Source organism: Halorussus litoreus (genome assembly GCF_003382685.1).
Lineage (GTDB): Archaea > Halobacteriota > Halobacteria > Halobacteriales > Haladaptataceae > Halorussus > Halorussus litoreus.
The window spans coordinates 57,030-73,396 of the sequence record NZ_QLVG01000037.1 but is presented as its reverse complement, the minus strand read 5'-3'; the positions used below and the strand labels follow the sequence as shown (position 1 = coordinate 73,396).

At 65.3% G+C, this 16,367-nt stretch carries 16 protein-coding genes; 11 read left to right on the top strand and 5 right to left on the bottom strand.

Features of this window, described 5'->3' with window-relative positions; translation table 11 throughout:
- Positions 1–407 precede the first annotated feature (407 nt).
- From DPQ64_RS12645 to DPQ64_RS12635, 3 genes are all read right to left on the bottom strand, one after another.
- Positions 408–1,358 carry an electron transfer flavoprotein subunit alpha/FixB family protein gene (locus DPQ64_RS12645; RefSeq protein ID WP_115864687.1) on the bottom strand — a complete coding sequence of 317 codons (951 nt, stop codon included), beginning with the start codon at positions 1,356–1,358 and terminating at the stop codon, positions 408–410.
- Positions 1,355–2,146: an electron transfer flavoprotein subunit beta/FixA family protein gene (locus DPQ64_RS12640; protein WP_115864686.1), complete on the bottom strand. Its 792-nt coding sequence runs from the start codon at positions 2,144–2,146 to the stop codon at positions 1,355–1,357. Before DPQ64_RS12640 ends, DPQ64_RS12645 begins: the two co-directional genes overlap by 4 nt.
- Positions 2,147–2,233: 87 nt before the next feature.
- The gene (locus DPQ64_RS12635) at positions 2,234–3,574 is read right to left on the bottom strand and encodes a helix-turn-helix transcriptional regulator (protein ID WP_157971695.1); all 1,341 of its coding nucleotides are present in this window, start codon (positions 3,572–3,574) and stop codon (positions 2,234–2,236) included.
- A 155-nt stretch (positions 3,575–3,729) separates the two neighbouring features.
- On the opposite strand from DPQ64_RS12635, the gene DPQ64_RS12630 reads away from it, so the two are divergent.
- Positions 3,730–5,037, top strand: coding sequence for a DUF7096 domain-containing protein (locus DPQ64_RS12630; protein ID WP_115864684.1), 1,308 nt, complete (start codon positions 3,730–3,732; stop codon positions 5,035–5,037).
- A 115-nt stretch (positions 5,038–5,152) separates the two neighbouring features.
- The gene (locus DPQ64_RS12625) at positions 5,153–5,614 is read left to right on the top strand and encodes a type IV pilin (RefSeq protein WP_115864683.1); all 462 of its coding nucleotides are present in this window, start codon (positions 5,153–5,155) and stop codon (positions 5,612–5,614) included.
- A 189-nt stretch (positions 5,615–5,803) separates the two neighbouring features.
- Here DPQ64_RS12625 and DPQ64_RS12620 read toward each other — a convergent pair whose 3' ends face one another.
- Positions 5,804–6,427 (bottom strand): methyltransferase domain-containing protein, encoded by a 624-nt coding sequence (locus tag DPQ64_RS12620; protein WP_115864682.1) that lies wholly within the window; start codon positions 6,425–6,427, stop codon positions 5,804–5,806.
- Positions 6,428–6,641: 214 nt separating this feature from the next.
- Here DPQ64_RS12620 and ahaH point away from each other — a divergent pair, with 214 nt between their 5' ends.
- From ahaH to DPQ64_RS12575, 9 genes are all read left to right on the top strand, one after another.
- Positions 6,642–6,974, top strand: a complete 333-nt coding sequence (gene ahaH, locus DPQ64_RS12615) for an ATP synthase archaeal subunit H (RefSeq protein ID WP_115864681.1) — start codon at positions 6,642–6,644, stop codon at positions 6,972–6,974.
- Positions 6,961–9,147 carry a V-type ATP synthase subunit I gene (locus DPQ64_RS12610; RefSeq protein ID WP_115864680.1) on the top strand — a complete coding sequence of 729 codons (2,187 nt, stop codon included), beginning with the start codon at positions 6,961–6,963 and terminating at the stop codon, positions 9,145–9,147. Before ahaH ends, DPQ64_RS12610 begins: the two co-directional genes overlap by 14 nt.
- Before the next feature lie 267 nt (positions 9,148–9,414).
- Positions 9,415–9,696: a F0F1 ATP synthase subunit C gene (locus tag DPQ64_RS12605; RefSeq protein ID WP_115864679.1), complete on the top strand. Its 282-nt coding sequence runs from the start codon at positions 9,415–9,417 to the stop codon at positions 9,694–9,696.
- A gap of 24 nt (positions 9,697–9,720) precedes the next feature.
- Positions 9,721–10,302: a V-type ATP synthase subunit E gene (locus DPQ64_RS12600; RefSeq protein ID WP_115864678.1), complete on the top strand. Its 582-nt coding sequence runs from the start codon at positions 9,721–9,723 to the stop codon at positions 10,300–10,302.
- Complete coding sequence (locus DPQ64_RS12595) at positions 10,299–11,360, top strand: V-type ATP synthase subunit C (RefSeq protein ID WP_115864677.1); 1,062 nt, start codon at positions 10,299–10,301, stop codon at positions 11,358–11,360. The genes DPQ64_RS12600 and DPQ64_RS12595 overlap by 4 nt, the downstream gene beginning before the upstream one ends.
- Positions 11,357–11,698, top strand: a complete 342-nt coding sequence (locus DPQ64_RS12590; protein WP_115864676.1) for a V-type ATP synthase subunit F — start codon at positions 11,357–11,359, stop codon at positions 11,696–11,698. Before DPQ64_RS12595 ends, DPQ64_RS12590 begins: the two co-directional genes overlap by 4 nt.
- Complete coding sequence (locus DPQ64_RS12585) at positions 11,695–13,461, top strand: ATP synthase subunit A (RefSeq protein ID WP_115864675.1); 1,767 nt, start codon at positions 11,695–11,697, stop codon at positions 13,459–13,461. Before DPQ64_RS12590 ends, DPQ64_RS12585 begins: the two co-directional genes overlap by 4 nt.
- 4 nt (positions 13,462–13,465) lie before the next feature.
- A complete protein-coding gene (locus DPQ64_RS12580; protein ID WP_115864674.1) occupies positions 13,466–14,893 on the top strand; it encodes an ATP synthase subunit B in 1,428 nt (475 codons plus the stop codon).
- A gap of 166 nt (positions 14,894–15,059) precedes the next feature.
- Positions 15,060–15,758, top strand: a complete 699-nt coding sequence (locus DPQ64_RS12575) for a V-type ATP synthase subunit D (RefSeq protein ID WP_115864673.1) — start codon at positions 15,060–15,062, stop codon at positions 15,756–15,758.
- 60 nt (positions 15,759–15,818) lie between these two features.
- Here DPQ64_RS12575 and DPQ64_RS12570 read toward each other — a convergent pair whose 3' ends face one another.
- The gene (locus DPQ64_RS12570) at positions 15,819–16,340 is read right to left on the bottom strand and encodes an Lrp/AsnC family transcriptional regulator (RefSeq protein WP_115864672.1); all 522 of its coding nucleotides are present in this window, start codon (positions 16,338–16,340) and stop codon (positions 15,819–15,821) included.
- Between the last annotated feature and the right edge of the window lie 27 nt (positions 16,341–16,367).

Here is a 16,367-nt window from a genome sequence, read left to right as displayed (position 1 = left end):
CCCCGCCGCGAGGAAGCCGAGGCTCCCGGCGAGCACGAGGACGCCGAGCACGGCGACCGTCAGCGCGCGGCGCGATCCGGACCGTTCCATCACTCCGGGGTCGAACCTATTCGGAAAAGTAGGTGACGGTTAGCGTGTGGAAGGGCGATTTCTCCCGGACAGATTAGTCGATGGCGGGTACGCGCTGATCCTACCATCACCATCACCAGCACCAGCACCAGCAGCAGCACCAGCAGCGCGCCGCAGGCGCGCGCACGAAGAAAAACAGAAGATGCGAGCAAGACGGCGGCGTGAAGCGCCGCCGTCGAGCGAGCGTGTCGCTTTTGGTGGAGATTTTTACCAGGAGTGGTGTTTAAAACGCGCGAACGAAGTGAGCGCACGAAGGCACCCGACGAAGTAAAACGGTCCTATTCGAACTCTTCGATGAGTTCGGGGACGACCTCGAACAGGTCGCCGACGATGCCGTAGTCCGCGATGTCGAAGATGGGCGCGTTCGGGTCGGTGTTGACCGCGACGATGGTGTCCGCGCCCTTCATCCCGGCCACGTGCTGGACCGCGCCGGAGATACCGATGGCGAGGTACACCTCGGGCGTGACGACCTTCCCGGACTGGCCGACCTGCCGATTCTTCGGGAGCCAGCCGTTGTCCACGATGGGCCGCGACGAAGCGAGCGTCGCGTCGGACGCCTCCACGAGGTCCTCGATGAGCGGGAGGTTCTCCTCTTCCTCGATGCCCCGCCCGATGGAGACGATGAAGTCGGCCTCGCTGATGTCGACGTCGCCGCCACCAACTTCCTCGAAGCCGGTGACGGTCGCGCCGCCCTCGTCGTCGATGCCCACGTCGAACGGCGCGATCTCGGCGTCGCCGACGCCCTCGGCGGCGGGCCACTCCGCGCCGCGGATGGTGACAGCCTGCTGGTCGCCGCCGACCTCGACCGTGGTCTCGACCTTCGAGCCGTACATCTCGCGGGTGACCGTCAGGCCGCCGTCGTACTCGATGCCGACGGCGTCGGTCGCGAGTGGGAGGTCGAGCCGGTTCGCGACCGCGGGCGCGTAGTCGAGCCCGTTGACGCTGTTGGGCATCACGAGCACCTGCGGGTCGATCTCGGCGTGGAGCGCCTCGACGGCCTGCACGTACACGTCGTGGTCGAACTCCTCGCCGTCGCCGACAGTGTGGACGTAGTCGACGCCCTCGCGGTTCAGGTTGTCGGCGAACGCCTCGGTGTCGCCGCTGACGACCGCGACGTGGAGGTCGCCGCCGGTCGCGTCCGCGACCTGTCGCCCGGCGGTGAGCAGTTCGTAGCTCACGTCCCGCAATTCGCCGCGGCGGTGTTCCGCGACGGCGAGCACGTCACTCATTCTGCCACCCCCTTCTCTCGGAGGACCTCCGCAAGTCTCTCGGCCGTCTCGCCCGCGTCACCCTCGAAGATCTCGGCGTCGCTCTCGCTCTCGGGTTCGTACATGGCGGTCATGGTCAGGTCGCTCTCGATTGCTCCGGCGTCGAGTCCCACGTCGTCGAGGCTCTTGGTCGCGATCTCCTTGCTCTGGGCCTGCCGGATGCCCCGAAGGCTGGCGTACCGGGGCTCGTTGATGCCGGTCTGGATCGTCAGGACGGCGGGCAGTTCGATGTCGGTCAGCTCCTCGACGCCGCCCTCGAGTTCGCGGTGGACGTGCGCGACGCCCGCGTCGTGGTCGTAGTCGAGCGCGTTGACGACCGCGCCCCACTGGAAGCCGATCTCGTCGGCCAGCGAGACGCCGGTCGCGCCGAAGTTGTCGTCGCCCGACTGGACGCCGGTCAGCACGAGGTCGGGATCCTCCTCCTCGACGACGGCTTCGAGCAGGTTCGTCTTCGTCTCGACGTCGAGCAGGTCGGCGTCTTCGAGCGCGTCGTCCCACACTCGGACCGCGCGGTCGGCTCCTTTCGCCAGCGCCATCCGGATGGTCTCCTCGGAGCGCTCGGGACCGATGGTGACGGTCACGACCTCTTCGACCGGGCCCTCTTCCTTCAGCTGGACGGCCTCCTCGACGGCGTAGTCGTCCCACTCGTTCAAGTCGTACTCGAGGTAGCGTTCGCCTACCTCTGTCCCCTCGATCTCGAAGTCGTCGGCGACTTCGGCGACTTCTTTCACGGTCACTAGGACCTTCATACCCGAAGGGTAGCCGTCTTGGGGGTAAACGTTTACGAAACCCGCGACGCGGTGTCGGCGGTTTCTCTGGAGTAAAAGACGTCTGACTCAGTCGAAGTCGGTCACGTCCTCGTCGGGCAGCGTGATGAGGTTCTCGCGACCGATGCGCAGCTTGTCCACCTCGCCGTTGTCGTTCATCTTCGAGAGCAACTGGGACACCTTCGCATTCGACCAGTTGGTCTCCGTGACGATGTCGGCCTGCTTCATCCGACCGTCGTTGTCCCGGAGCAGCCGGAGGACGCGCTCCTCGTCGCTCAACAGCTCCGTGGGTGGGCCGTCCTCGTCGGCGTCCTCGGTCGACTCGTCGTCGCCCGCGGCGTGTTCGTCTTCGCCGCTGGCGTCCGCAGTCGGGGCGCTCGCTGGTGAGCCGCCGGCCACGGACGACTCATCGACGTCTGGGTCCGGGCCCCGTCGCTGGGACATCGCGTACGCGCCGAAGCCGATGCCGAACACCACCAACACGACGATGAGTCCGGACGTCCCCGAGATGTCGGGGAAGCCGTCGGTCGTCGTAGCGGTCGTGCTCGGCGGGCCGGTCGTGGTCGTGACCGTCTGCTTGGGCGCGTAGGTCACGGAGAAGTCGCCCGTCTCGAACGTCCGGGGCCCCTCGAAGTGGATGCGGCTGCCTCCGGAGATGGGTACTCTGGAACTTTCGACGTAGTAGCCGGGCGGCCCCTCGATAGTCAGCGACTGGTCGGCCGTCAGCGCGGGAAGCCACGTCTCCGTACCGACCCAGAACACGTCGCCGAAGGCGATTCGATTCCCGTCGACCGCCGCGAAGTTCGTCCACGTGAACGACAGCGACAGCGTTCCGACGCTCCCGTTCTCGGCGAGGCTGCCCGAGCGCGAGACGTTCCGTATCTCCATCGACCGGTCGGTGTCGGTCGCCGCGCGGTCGAGCGCGCGGACGAACGTCTCGCGAGTGAAGCCCGCGTCCGTGGTTCCGTTCCGGTAGTCCCGTTGGAGCTGGCGGAACGCGGCGGTCTCGTTGTCGTCGTCGAGGACGAACTGGGCCGTCACGCTCCACCGGGCGTCACCGTTCTCGTTGACGGTGACGTACATCTCCGTGCCGTCGTTGGCCGTCACGTTGGCCGAGGAGTTCACGTCGTGAGGTTCGACGGAGTTGTCGTGAAGGCCGACAGACGTGTCGTGAGGACCGGTACTGGCGTCGGGGGTGGCTGTCAGGGAAGTGGGGCCGGTTGTCGGGGAACCGAGACTGGCCCTCGGGTAACTGGGACCGACTGGCGGCGAGACGGAGAGGCCAGCGGATGGGGCAGGCGCAGCGCTGGGGGAACGCGCGGGGTCCTGACCTGGCTGGCCTGCTCCGACGCCGGCGAAGGCGCTGATGACGAGGAGGACGCCGACGAGCAGGGCGGCAGATGACCGCATATCATCGCGTGAACCCGCCGACAAGAAAATACTTTCCATCCGGAGATAAAACGTCACAGCGCTCCCTGAAACGTCTCGGGCGTTCTGGGTGGCTCTCCGCCGACTTCACAGTTCCGTGCATATTTTTATGGTGGGTGTTCGAGTAACCCCACGTGATGCGACACATCCCCGTTATGCTGGCGTTACTGCTCGCCCTCTCTCCCGGAGCAGTCGCGTTTCAGGCGGCCGCGCCGAGCGCGTCCGTGGCCGCGGAGAGTCCGCCCGAGGCCTCGGTCGCGGAGTCGCCGAGTGACGTGACGTCTGCCGCGCGGACCGACGCCGTTCAGCCCGCTCCGAACGGCAACACGACGAACGTGATGACGCTCGGAACGGAACCAACCCGCTCGGCGTTCGACTCGCCGACGTTAGCGCTCGGAGAGTCGCTCGCGACCAAACACAACGACGTTCGGGCCCAACTGAGCATCGATTCGCTCGACGAGCAGTTGAAGAACACAGACAGGACCGAGCAGAAAAAGCGGATCTTGAACCGGTATCGGTATCGAATCGAGAACCGAATTATCTCGTTGAAGGCGAGCGAACGACAGGTGGCTACCGCCTTCTCGAACGGAACGCTCTCTAAGACCGAGTATCTCTACGCGCTGGGACGAATCGATGCGGAGGCCGAGGATACGCACCGAAAGATAAACGCGCTAAAAGAACGCGCCAGCACCACGGACTTCGCATTCGATGCGAGGTCGGTGAAGACGAAGTTGGTTACGCTGGAGGGGCCCGTACGGGATCATGTCCTCGACGCTATGAAGGGCGGCCAACCGAGTACCAAAATATACGTTGCGACCAACGACAATGGCGTCGTTCTTGCGATGCTCCGAAACGGGGAGTACGTTCGAGAGGTTTACCGGGCGGACAATCGCGATTCGAGTTCGAACGGACAGATGTCGTTCGAAGAAGCCGAAAACGAGGTCCTCGGACAACAGTTCCCGTGGGTGCTGGACATCAACAATATCAACGGAGCACAACAACGACAGTACTCGTCGTTGAGCGTACTGCGATTCATCTACTTCCATCAGCACGGCGAACTAACGGCGTACGTCGACACGAGTACGGAGAAGATATATCGGACGATTCAGCAGAAGCAGTTGTTCGGCGAGAACTCCCTGCCGCCGGGCCCCGCCGTGAACGAGTCCGCGGAGAATCTCACGCTCAGCGTCAGTCGGACCTACTCCGGCGGTCCGCTCCGGGTGAAACTCACCAACGCCACGGGTGCACCGGTTCAGGGCGAGATCAGTATCGACGGAGAGCCCATCGGACGGACGACCGAGAACGGCGTCCTCTGGACGCTCGGGCCGAACGAGGAGTTCCGGGCCGGCGCGACGTACGACGGCAGGACGGTCAACGTGACGACCACGCCGGTCGACGCTGCGTCGTCGAGCAACGTCACGACGGCGCTGGTCGACTCGGCGTAGCTCCCTTCTTGCTTCACTGAGCGCGGTCGTTCCCTCGCCGCTTCACCGAACGCGTCGCTGTGCTTCTTTCACCCGGTCCGAAGGTTCAAGGCCGAAGACGGGACGAACCATCCCCATGTCGTCTCGTGCACTCTCCCCCGTCCTCGGTGTCGTCCTCCTGTTGGTCGTCACGGTCGCGCTCGCTGGGGTGGTCGCTACCGCGGCGCTCGACGCGTCCATGCCTTCAAGCCCACCCAACGCCGCAGTCGACCTGCGCGTGGACGCCGACGCGAATCGGCTGACGTTCGTCCACCGCGGCGGGGACGCGCTCGACGTGACCGCCGTGACCGTCCGCGTTCGGATCGACGGTACCTCGCTGGCCGTCCAGCCGCCGGTTCCGTTCTTCTCGGCGGACGGCTTCCGGCCGGGGCCGACCGGACCGTTCAACAGCGGGAGCGGCTCGGAGTGGACGGCGGGCGAGCGCACGAGTTTTCGCCTCGCGGGAACCAACGAGCCGGCGATTTCGCCAGAAGCGACCGTGGCGGTGACGCTCTCGCTCGACGGCACGGTGATCGCCGAACTCGAAGAAACGGCGTGAGACGAACGGAGTCGAACCCAGAAGGCGGTTCGCTGGCGAACGGTGCCGGTTCGAAGCTAGCTAGCCGAGGCATATGAGAGCCCGTACCGCCCTGCACCGCGACCGCAACCGCGGGCCTCAGACATCCCTAGCCGTAGCGGCCGCGAAACGGCGTGCGCCGGGTGTTGAAAATGAAGGTGCCGAAACCGGCTACTCCTCCGGGTCGCGCGCGACGGTCGTGATCGCGATGTCGGGGTCGTACGAGGGGCCCATCTCGCGGTGCTGGATGTCCACGTAGCCGGCCTCGCGGAACATCCGGTCGGCCTCTTCGCGGTCGTAGAACAGCATGATGGCGTCCGCGAGCTTCCCCATCAGCGACGAGTCGGGGTCGTTCGGGCCGACGACGAGCACCTGTCCGCCGGGCTCGACGACTCGGCGCATGTCCCGGAGGGTGGCGACCGGGTTCGGCCAGTACTCGATGGAGCCCGACGACCACACCACGTCGAAGCTGTCGTCGCGGAACGGGAGCCGCTCGGCGTCCCCGCGGTAGAAGCTCACGGGCTCGTGCTTGCCGAATTTGTCCCACGCCTGCTCCAGCTGGTGGACGCTCTGGTCGAGCCCGTGGACGTTCCGTGTGTGCTCCAGCAGCCCCTCGGTGCCGAAGCCCGTGCCACAGCCCACGTCGAGCACCCGGTCGTCCTCGTCGATGTCGAGCATCGCCAGCGCCTCGTCGCGCATCTCCTCGTTCCAGATGAACGGGTTGACCGTGTCGTACACCTTCGAGAGGTACTTGTAGAACACCTGCGCCCGCCGCTTGTCTTCGAGGATACCCATTACTGCCGAATTCGGCCCGCCGGACAAATAATCCTGCCATTCTGTCGCCCGTTGGACGCGACTCGTTCGACGGTGAAACCGAACAGTTCCCTCGGCAAGTGTCAGAATAACACTCCCACCGAAAGTGGCGTGTGAACGCACGGCATGGCGATCTCGTCCGGAACAGGTTCCGCAAGTAGTTTATAGGCGCTAGCGCAACTTTCGGACGATTAGTATGCCGAGGCCAGAGGTTCTCGAACGAATCAAGGAGGCCGAGCAAGAGGCCGACGATATAGTCGCCGAGGCCGAGGAGGAGCGCGACCAGCGCATCTCCGAAGCCCGGGAGGAGGCCGAATCGGTCCGCCAGGAGGCCGAGGAGGAGGCGGCCGAACTCCACGAGCAACGGCTCGCCGAGGCCCGCGAAGAGATCGACGCCGAGCGCGAGGAGATCCTCGACGAAGGCGAGGCCGAGCGTGAGGCGCTCGTCGAGCAGGCCCGCGAGAACGAGGAGGAGGCGGTCGAACACGTGGTAGACCTGTTCGAGGAGGCGGTGCATGCTCAGACCTGAACGAATGAGCAAGGTGTCCGTGACGGGCTCGCGAGCCGTCATGGACGACGTGATCGAGGCGGTCCACGAGCTGAATCTGGTGCATCTCTCCGACTACGACGGCTCGTGGAACGGGTTCGAGCCGGGCGACCCCATCGAAGGTGCGGACACGGCGTCCGAGAAACTCGTCACGGTCCGGTCGCTAGAGAGCATCCTCGACCTCGACGAGGAGGACGCGGGCCCGAGTCGAATCGTCACGGAGGACGAGCTCGACGAGGAACTCGAGTCGGTCCGAACCGAGGTCAACGAACTCGAAGACCGCCGGACCGACCTCGAAGGCCAGCTCCGCGACGTCGAGGAGCGACTCGACTCGATGGAGCCGTTCGCGGACCTGGGCATCGACCTCGACCTGCTCTCGGGCTACGACAGCCTGCAGGCCGCGGTCGGCGAGGGCGACGCCGACGAGGTCCGGAGCGTCCTCGGCGCGGCCGACGCTGTCCGCGAGTACGAGGTCTTCACCGGCGAGGGCGACGCGGTCGCGGTGTTCGCGTACCCCGCCGCCGACGCTGACGACGACGCGCTCGACGACGCGCTGGTCGGCGTCGACTTCGCGCTACTGCAGGTTCCCGACGCCTCTGGAGCTCCGAGCGACCACGCCGAGGAGCTGCGCCACGAGCGACAGAAGCTCCAGTCCAAGCTCGACAGCGTCGAGAACGAGATCGAGGAGGTGAAGCTCGAGACCGCGGGATTCCTGCTCGCGGCCGAGGAGAAGCTCTCCATCGACGTGCAGAAGGCCGAAGCGCCGCTCAACTTCGCCACGACGGAGAACGCCTTCGTCGCGGAGGGCTGGATTCCGACCGACCGCTACACCGAGCTCACCACGACGCTCGGCGACGCGGTGGGCGACCGCGTGGAGGTCGACGAACTCGAACGCGCCTCCTACGACGCCCACGATTCCTTCGGTCACGAGGAGCCCGCCACGCACGACGAGACGCCGGACGGTGAGGTCGCTGCCGACGGCGGGACGACCATGGACGACGACCAGCCACCTGTCGTCCAGGACAACCCCGGCGCGTTCAAGCCGTTCGAACTGCTGGTCAAGACTATCAACCGACCGAAGTACTCCGACCTCGACCCGACGGTCGTGCTGTTCCTGACGTTCCCGGCGTTCTTCGGGTTCATGATCGGCGACCTCGGGTACGGCATCCTCTACATGGGGATCGGCTACTGGCTGTACAGTAGCTTCGACAACGGCGCCATCAAGAGCCTCGGCGGCATCGCGCTGTGGGCGGGCGGCTTCACCGCGCTGTTCGGCGTGCTGTACGGCGAGATATTCGGCCTTCACCAACTCGGCGAGTTGGTCTGGGGCGGCCATCCGCCCATCGAGAAGGGACTTCAGCCCGTCGGCGAGAGCTTCGCGCTCACGTGGATGGTCGTCTCGATACTGCTGGGTCTGCTTCACATGACTATCGGGTACGTCTTCGGCTTCGTCGAGGAGGTCGGCCACAACCCTGTCGATGCGGTCCTCGAAAGCGGCTCGTGGGTCCTGCTGTTCGCTGGCGTCTGGACGTGGATCTTCAGCACGCAGGCGAGCGCGACAAAACCGGACTTCCTGTTCACCGTGTTCGATGGCGACCCGTTCGCGTTCGGCTTCGGCGGGTTCTCGCCCGAAGTCGGGACCCTCGGGCTCGCGGTCGGGGCCGTCGGCTTCCTTCTCTACGTCGCTGGCGAGGTCAAGCACTTCGGCGGTCCGGGCATCGTCATCGGCGCGCTCGAGAGCCTGAGCGTCCTCTCGGACGCGCTCTCGTACACCCGGATCGCTGCGGTGCTGCTCGCCAAGGCGGGGATGGCCTTCGTGGTCAATCTGCTGTTCTTCGGCGTGTACGCCGTCGACCACGGTCACGGCGAGGAGTGGCACTTCATGATCAACTACGGTCCCCAGTACGCGCTCGACCACTACGAGGGAGCGTCGATCATGTTCCCCGGTCTGATGCACTCGGGCGTCGCCGGGGTCGTCGGTGGACTCCTCGTTCTCGTGCTCGGCCACCTGCTCGTCCTCGCACTCGGCATCACCAGCGCCGGACTGCAGGCGGTCCGTCTCGAGTACGTGGAGTTCTTCGGCAAGTTCTACGAGGGCGGCGGCGAGGAGTACGAGCCGTTCGGCTACGAGCGGCAGTACACCACCCAGGACTGACCGTCGCGTTTACCCCCGCGATTTCGGCGTGATTTGGCTTTCGGCACGCACGTCGACGGTGTGCGCTCGATTCTGAGCCGATTCGTCTCGACCGAGTGAGTCCCAACTCGATCCACTGCCGTTCATCACCCTTGGTATTCGGTAGCACAAAATCCGGTTTGGGGCGCTCAGACCCGCCTCTGGCGAACTCTTTTGGGAAGCTTTATGATGGCAGTAACGGGAAATACGACTGTTCGGTTACGAGCGCAAAAGGAGACTTCAGAAACTATGTTCGATGCTATACTCGCGATGGTCGAGACCAGTGTACTGTTCGCACAGGGCGGAATCGACGCTCTGACGCCGCTTCAGGCGATCACCGAGAACGGCATGGCCGCACTCGCGGTCGGCCTCGCCGCGCTGGGTGCAGGCTACGCGGAGCGCGGCATCGGGAGCGCGGCCATCGGTGCCATCGCCGAGGACGAGAGCCTCTTCGGGACGGGGCTCATCATGACGGTCCTGCCCGAGACGCTCGTCATTCTCGCGCTGGTCGTCGTGTTCCTCGTCGGATAACCAACCCGCTTTCCCTCTTCATCAATGAGTCTGGACACGGTAGTTGAGGATATACGAAACGAAGCCCGCGAGCGCGCGCAGGAGATTCAGTCGGAGGGCGACGAGCGCGCCGCCGAGATCGTCTCGGAGGCCGAGGCCGACGCCGACGAGATACTCGCGGAGCAAGAACAGGAGACCGAGCGGGCGATAGAGCAGGAGCGCGAGCAGAAGCTCTCCAGCGCGAAGCTGGAGGCCAAGCAGCAGCGCCTCGAAGCCCGACGCGACGCGCTGCAGGAGGTTCGCGATGCAGTGGAGCAGCGACTCGCCGACCTCGAAGGCGACCGTCGCGAGGAGCTGACGCGCGAACTGCTCGACGCCGCCAGTGAGGAGTTCGACGCCGGCGACACCGTTCGGGTGTTCGGCAAGCCAGAGGACGACGAGCTGTTGACCGATATCGTGGCCGACTACGACGGCTACGAGTACGGTGGCGAGCACGACTGCCTCGGCGGCGTCGTGGTCGAGAGCGAGCAGTCCCGAGTCCGGGTGAACAACACGTTCGACTCGGTGCTGGAGGACGTCTGGGAGGACAACCTGCAGAACATCAGCACCCGCCTGTTCGAGCAATGAGCGCACGAAAGACCGAGGGATCGTCGAACTACGAGTACGTCAACGCTCGGGTCCGAAAGCGCCGGTCGCTGCTGTTCGACGACGAGGACTACCGGAAACTCCTCCGGATGGGTCCGAGCGAGATCGCCCGGTACATGGAGGAGACCGAGTACGAGGAGGAGATCAACGCGCTCGGCTCCCGGTACGGCGGCGTCGACCTCATCGAGTACGCGCTCAACCGCAACCTCGCCAAGCACTTCGACGACCTCCTCCGGTGGGCCGACGGTGAGCTGTACGAGCTCATCGCCCGGTACCTCCGGAAGTTCGACGCGTGGAACGTCAAGACGGTGATCCGCGGCCTCTACTCGGGGGCCGACGCGGACACCATCGAGTCCGACCTCGTCTACGCTGGCGAGTTCGACCGGCAGTTCCTCGACCGACTCACGGAGGCCGGCTCCATCGAGGAGGTCGTCGAACTGCTCGACCGCACGCGGTACGGCGACCCGCTGGCGGACGCGTACGCCGACTTCGAGGAGACCGACGTGCTCGTCCCGCTGGAGAACGCGGTCGACCGCAGCTACTACGAGGGGCTGCTGGCCGAGACGCCAACGTCGAGCGGTCGCGCGATGGAACTGTACGTCGAGTTCCTGCAGGCCGAGATCGACTTCCGGAACGCCCGGAACGCGCTCCGGATCGCCCGGAGCGGTGCGGACCTCGACCCGGCCGAGTACTTCATCGAGGGCGGCCAGCTGTTCCGCGAGTCCGAGCTGTCCCAGCTGTCGACGAACGTCGACGAGCTGAGCACGTTCATCCGCGACAGCACGTACGGCGACGACCTGACCGAAGCGCTCGACGACCTGGAGCGCACCGACAGCCTCATCGGATTCGAGCACGCACTAGACGCTGCACTCCTCGAGTACTCCGACCACCTCTCGCACGTCTTCCCGCTGTCGGTGTGTCCGGTGCTGGCGTACGTGCTGGCGAAGGAGCGGGAGGTCGACAACATCCGCGCCATCGCTCGCGGACGCGAGGCTGGACTGACCGAGGACCAGATCGAGAGCGAACTGGTGATAACATGAGCCAGGAGATTGCGGTCGTTGGCAGTCCCGAGTTCACCACCGGGTTCCGACTTGCCGGCGTCCGGAAGTTCGAGAACGTCCCGGACGACCAGAAGGAGTCGGAGCTCGACGACGCGGTGACCCGCGTGCTCGACGACGACGACATCGGCATCGTGGTGATGCACGACGACGACCTCGACCGCCTGTCGCGGACGGTGCGACAGGACGTAGAGACCAGCGTCGAGCCGGTGATGGTCTCGATCGGCGGCGGGGCCGGAAGCGGCGGGCTGCGCGACCAGATCAAGCGCGCCATCGGTATCGACCTCATGGACGAAGACGAACAAGGTGACAACGAATGAGCCAATCAACTGACACCGACGCCGTTCGAGAGGACGGGGTCATCGAGAGCGTAAGTGGACCGGTCGTCACGGCGACCGACCTCGACGCCCGGATGAACGACGTGGTGTACGTCGGCGAGGAAGGGCTGATGGGTGAGGTCATCGAGATCGAAGGCAACCTGACGACGATTCAGGTGTACGAAGAGACGTCGAACGTCGCGCCGGGCGAACCGGTCGAGAACACCGGCGAACCGCTGTCCGTGGACCTCGGGCCCGGAATGCTGGACTCCATCTACGACGGCGTCCAGCGCCCGCTGACGGTCCTCGAAGACAAGATGGGCGCGTTCCTCGACCGCGGGGTCGACGCACCCGGCATCGACCTCGAGAAGACGTGGGCGTTCGAGCCCGAGGTCGAGGAAGGCGACGTCGTCGAACCCGGCGACATCGTCGGCACGGTGCCCGAAACCGAGAGCATCGACCACAAAGTGATGGTGCCCCCCGACTACGAGGGCGGCGAGATCGTCGCAGTCGAGAACGGCAACCACACCGTCGAGCAGACGGTGGTCGAACTCGACAACGGCGAGGAGATCTCGATGCGCCAGGAGTGGCCGGTCCGCGAGGCCCGACCCTCCGCCGACAAGAAGACGCCCCGGACGCCGCTGGTGACGGGCCAGCGCGTGCAGGACGGCCTGTTCCCGCTCGCGAAGGGCGGGACCGCCGCGATTCCGGGGCCGTTCGGCTCCGGCAAGACCGTCACCCAGCAGCAGCTGGCGAAGTGGGCCGACGCCGACATCGTCGTCTACATCGGCTGCGGCGAGCGCGGCAACGAGATGACCGAGGTCATCGACGACTTCCCGGAACTCGAAGACCCGGTCACCGGGAAGCCGCTGATGTCCCGGACCTGCCTCATCGCGAACACGTCGAACATGCCGGTGGCGGCACGCGAGTCGTGCGTGTACACGGGCATCACCATCGCGGAGTTCTACCGCGACATGGGGTACGACGTGGCGCTGATGGCCGACTCCACCTCACGGTGGGCCGAGGCGATGCGCGAGATCTCCTCGCGACTCGAGGAGATGCCCGGCGAGGAGGGCTACCCCGCGTATCTGGCCGCGCGCCTCTCGGAGTTCTACGAGCGCGCCGGCTACTTCGAGAACATCAACGACACCGAGGGGTCGGTCACCGTGGTCGGCGCGGTCAGCCCGCCCGGCGGCGACTTCTCGGAGCCGGTCACCCAGAACACGCTGCGCATCGTGAAGACGTTCTGGGCGCTCGACGCCGACCTCGCCGAGCGACGCCACTTCCCCTCGATCAACTGGAACGAGTCGTACTCGCTGTACACCGACCAGCTCGACCCGTGGTTCGAGGACAACGTCGCCGAGGACTGGCCCGAGCAGCGCCAGTGGGCCGTCGACGTGCTCGACGAGGAGGACGAACTCCAGGAGATCGTTCAGCTCGTCGGCAAGGACGCACTGCCCGAGGACCAGCAGCTCACGCTCGAGGTCGCCCGCTACATCCGCGAGGCGTTCCTCCAGCAGAACGCGCTGCACGACGTGGACACCAACTGTCCGCCCGAGAAGACGTACCTCATCCTCCAGGCCATTCGGACGTACAACGACGAGGCGTTCGAGGCGCTCGACGCCGGCGTCCCGGTCGACGAGGTCACGAACATCGACGCCGCGCCCCGGCTGAACCGCATCGCGACGACGCCGGACGACGAGGCCGACGAGTTCGTCGCGGACCTCGAAGCCGACGTGAAAGACCAACTCCGCGACCTCTACTAGAACAATGAAGGAATATCAGACCATCACGGAGATCAGCGGTCCGCTGGTGTTCGCCGAGGTAGACGAACCTATCGGCTACGACGAGATCGTCGAGATCGAGACGCCGAACGGCGACACGAAGCGAGGACAGGTGCTCGAATCGAGCGACGGGCTCGTCTCCATCCAGGTGTTCGAGGGTACGGAAGGCATCGACCGGAAGTCGTCGGTGCGGTTCCTCGGCGAGACCATGAAGATGCCGGTCACCGAGGACCTGCTCGGTCGCGTCCTCGACGGCTCGGGCAACCCCATCGACGGCGGTCCGGAGATCGTGCCGGACGAGCGCCGGGACATCGTCGGCGCGGCGATCAACCCGACCGCCCGCGAGTACCCCGAAGAGTTCATCCAGACCGGCGTGTCGGCCATCGACGGCATGAACACGCTGGTCCGCGGACAGAAGCTCCCCATCTTCTCCGGCAGCGGCCTGCCCCACAACGAACTCGCGCTCCAGATCGCGCGACAGGCGACAGTGCCCGAGGAAGAGGAGGAAGCCGGCGAAGACGACGAGGGCTCGGAGTTCGCAGTGGTGTTCGGCGCGATGGGCATCACCGCCGAGGAGGCCAACGAGTTCATGGAGGACTTCGAGCGCACGGGCGCGCTCGAACGCTCGGTGGTCTTCACCAACCTCGCGGACGACCCCGCGGTCGAGCGGACGGTCACGCCGCGGCTGGCGCTGACCACCGCGGAGTACCTCGCGTTCGACAAGGGCTACCACGTGCTGGTCATCCTGACGGACATGACCAACTACTGCGAGGCCCTGCGAGAGATCGGCGCGGCGCGCGAGGAGGTGCCTGGCCGGCGTGGCTACCCCGGCTACATGTACACCGACCTCGCCCAGTTGTACGAGCGCGCGGGCCGCATCGAGGGCCGCGACGGGTCGGTGACCCAGATCCCCATCCTCACGATGCCGGGCGACGACGACACCCACCCGATTCCGGACCTGACCGGTTACATCACGGAGGGTCAGATCTACATCGACCGCGACCTCAACTCCCAGGGCATCACGCCACCGATCAACGTCCTGCCGAGCCTCTCGCGGCTGATGGACGACGGTATCGGCGAGGGACTCACCCGTGAGGACCACGGCGACGTCTCCGACCAGATGTACGCCGCGTACGCGGAGGGTGAGGACCTACGCGACCTCGTGAACATCGTCGGTCGCGAGGCGCTCTCGGAGCGTGACAACACGTACCTCGACTTCGCCGACCGGTTCGAAGAGGAGTTCGTCGACCAGGGCTTCGACACGAACCGCGACATCGAGGACACGCTCGACATCGGCTGGGACCTGCTCGGGATGTTCCCCGTCGAGGAGCTCAACCGCATCGACGAGGAGCTCATCGAGAAGTACTACCCCGAGAGCGAAGACGAGACGGCCGAGGAAGTCGCGGCGGACTGACGACGGATTCGGAGTTCGGCTCTCGTTTTCACCTGTTGCGGTTTCGTTCGCTCGTTTCGCCGTGCCGACGATACTGTCTCACGGGCGGCATCGCACTCGGAGACGCCGCGTCGAGCGACGCCGACTGTAAAAGGTTAACCCGCTCCAGCTACAAATACCGGCCAAGATGGCCAAGGACGTCAAGCCCACTCGGAAGAACTTGATGCAGATCGAGGACCGCATCGAGCTCTCCGACCGGGGCCACGACACGCTGGAGAAGAAACGCGACGGCCTCATCATGGAGTTCATGGACATCCTCGATCAGGCCCAGGACGTGCGCTCGGATCTGGAGGGCAACTACGAGCGCGCCCAGCAGAAGATCAACATGGCCCGCGCGATGGAGGGCGACGTGGCGGTCCGTGGGGCCGCGGCCGCGCTCAAGGAGCACCCCGAGATCACGACCGAGTCGAAGAACATCATGGGCGTGGTCGTCCCCCAGATCGAGTCCAGCAAGGTCAGCAAGAGCCTCGACGAACGCGGCTACGGCGTGCTCGGGACGAGCGGCCGCATCGACGAGGCCGCCGAGGCGTACGAGGACCTGCTCGAGAGCATCATCCTCGCCGCGGAGGTCGAGACCGCGATGAAGAAGATGCTCACCGAGATCGAGACCACCAAGCGCCGCGTGAACGCCCTGGAGTTCAAGCTCCTGCCCGAACTCACCGACAACAAGGAGTACATCGAGCAGAAGCTCGAAGAGCAGGAGCGCGAGGAGATCTTCCGACTCAAGAAGATCAAGGCCAAGAAGGAACAGGAGGCCAAGGAGGAGCGCGAGGCCGAGGCGGCCGAGGCCGCCGAAGCGGCCGAGACGGTCACTGCCGACGACTGAACTGCGACGACGCGTTTCTGCGGTCGTTTCTCCGAAGGAGGTCGCTCTTTCCGAATCGGATCACTCGTCGGCGGTCACGACGGCCTCTTTCATGTCCTCCGAGAGGTCCGCGACCGTGTTGCTGTCGGTCTTGAGCTCCTTCATCACGAACTGCGAGGAGGTCTCGTTCACCCCGTCGATGGCGACGATATCGTCGACGAGCCGGTTCATCTGGTCGCGGTTCTGGACTCGCGAGACGACGACGAAGTCCACGTCGCCCATCGTGTAGTACACCTGCTGGACGCCGTCGATGTCGGTCAGCTTCGACCCGATCTGGTCGGCGTAGCCGGTGTCGTGGGTGACCGACACGTCAGACAACATCATCATGTTCAGTCCGAACGCGAGCGGGTCGAGGTCGGCGGACACGTCGGTGATGACGTCCTTCTCCCGGAGCTTGTTGAGTCGGTAGTGGATGGCGGACTTCGAGAAGCCCAGCTCCTCGGAGAGTTCCTCCAAGTTGACGTCGAAGTCGTCCTCGATGCGTTCGAGAAGCTGGAGGTCGACGTCGTCGAGGTCCGCGACGGGGCGATCTGTGTTTTCCATACGACCTTCAACTTCGGACAAACTCAA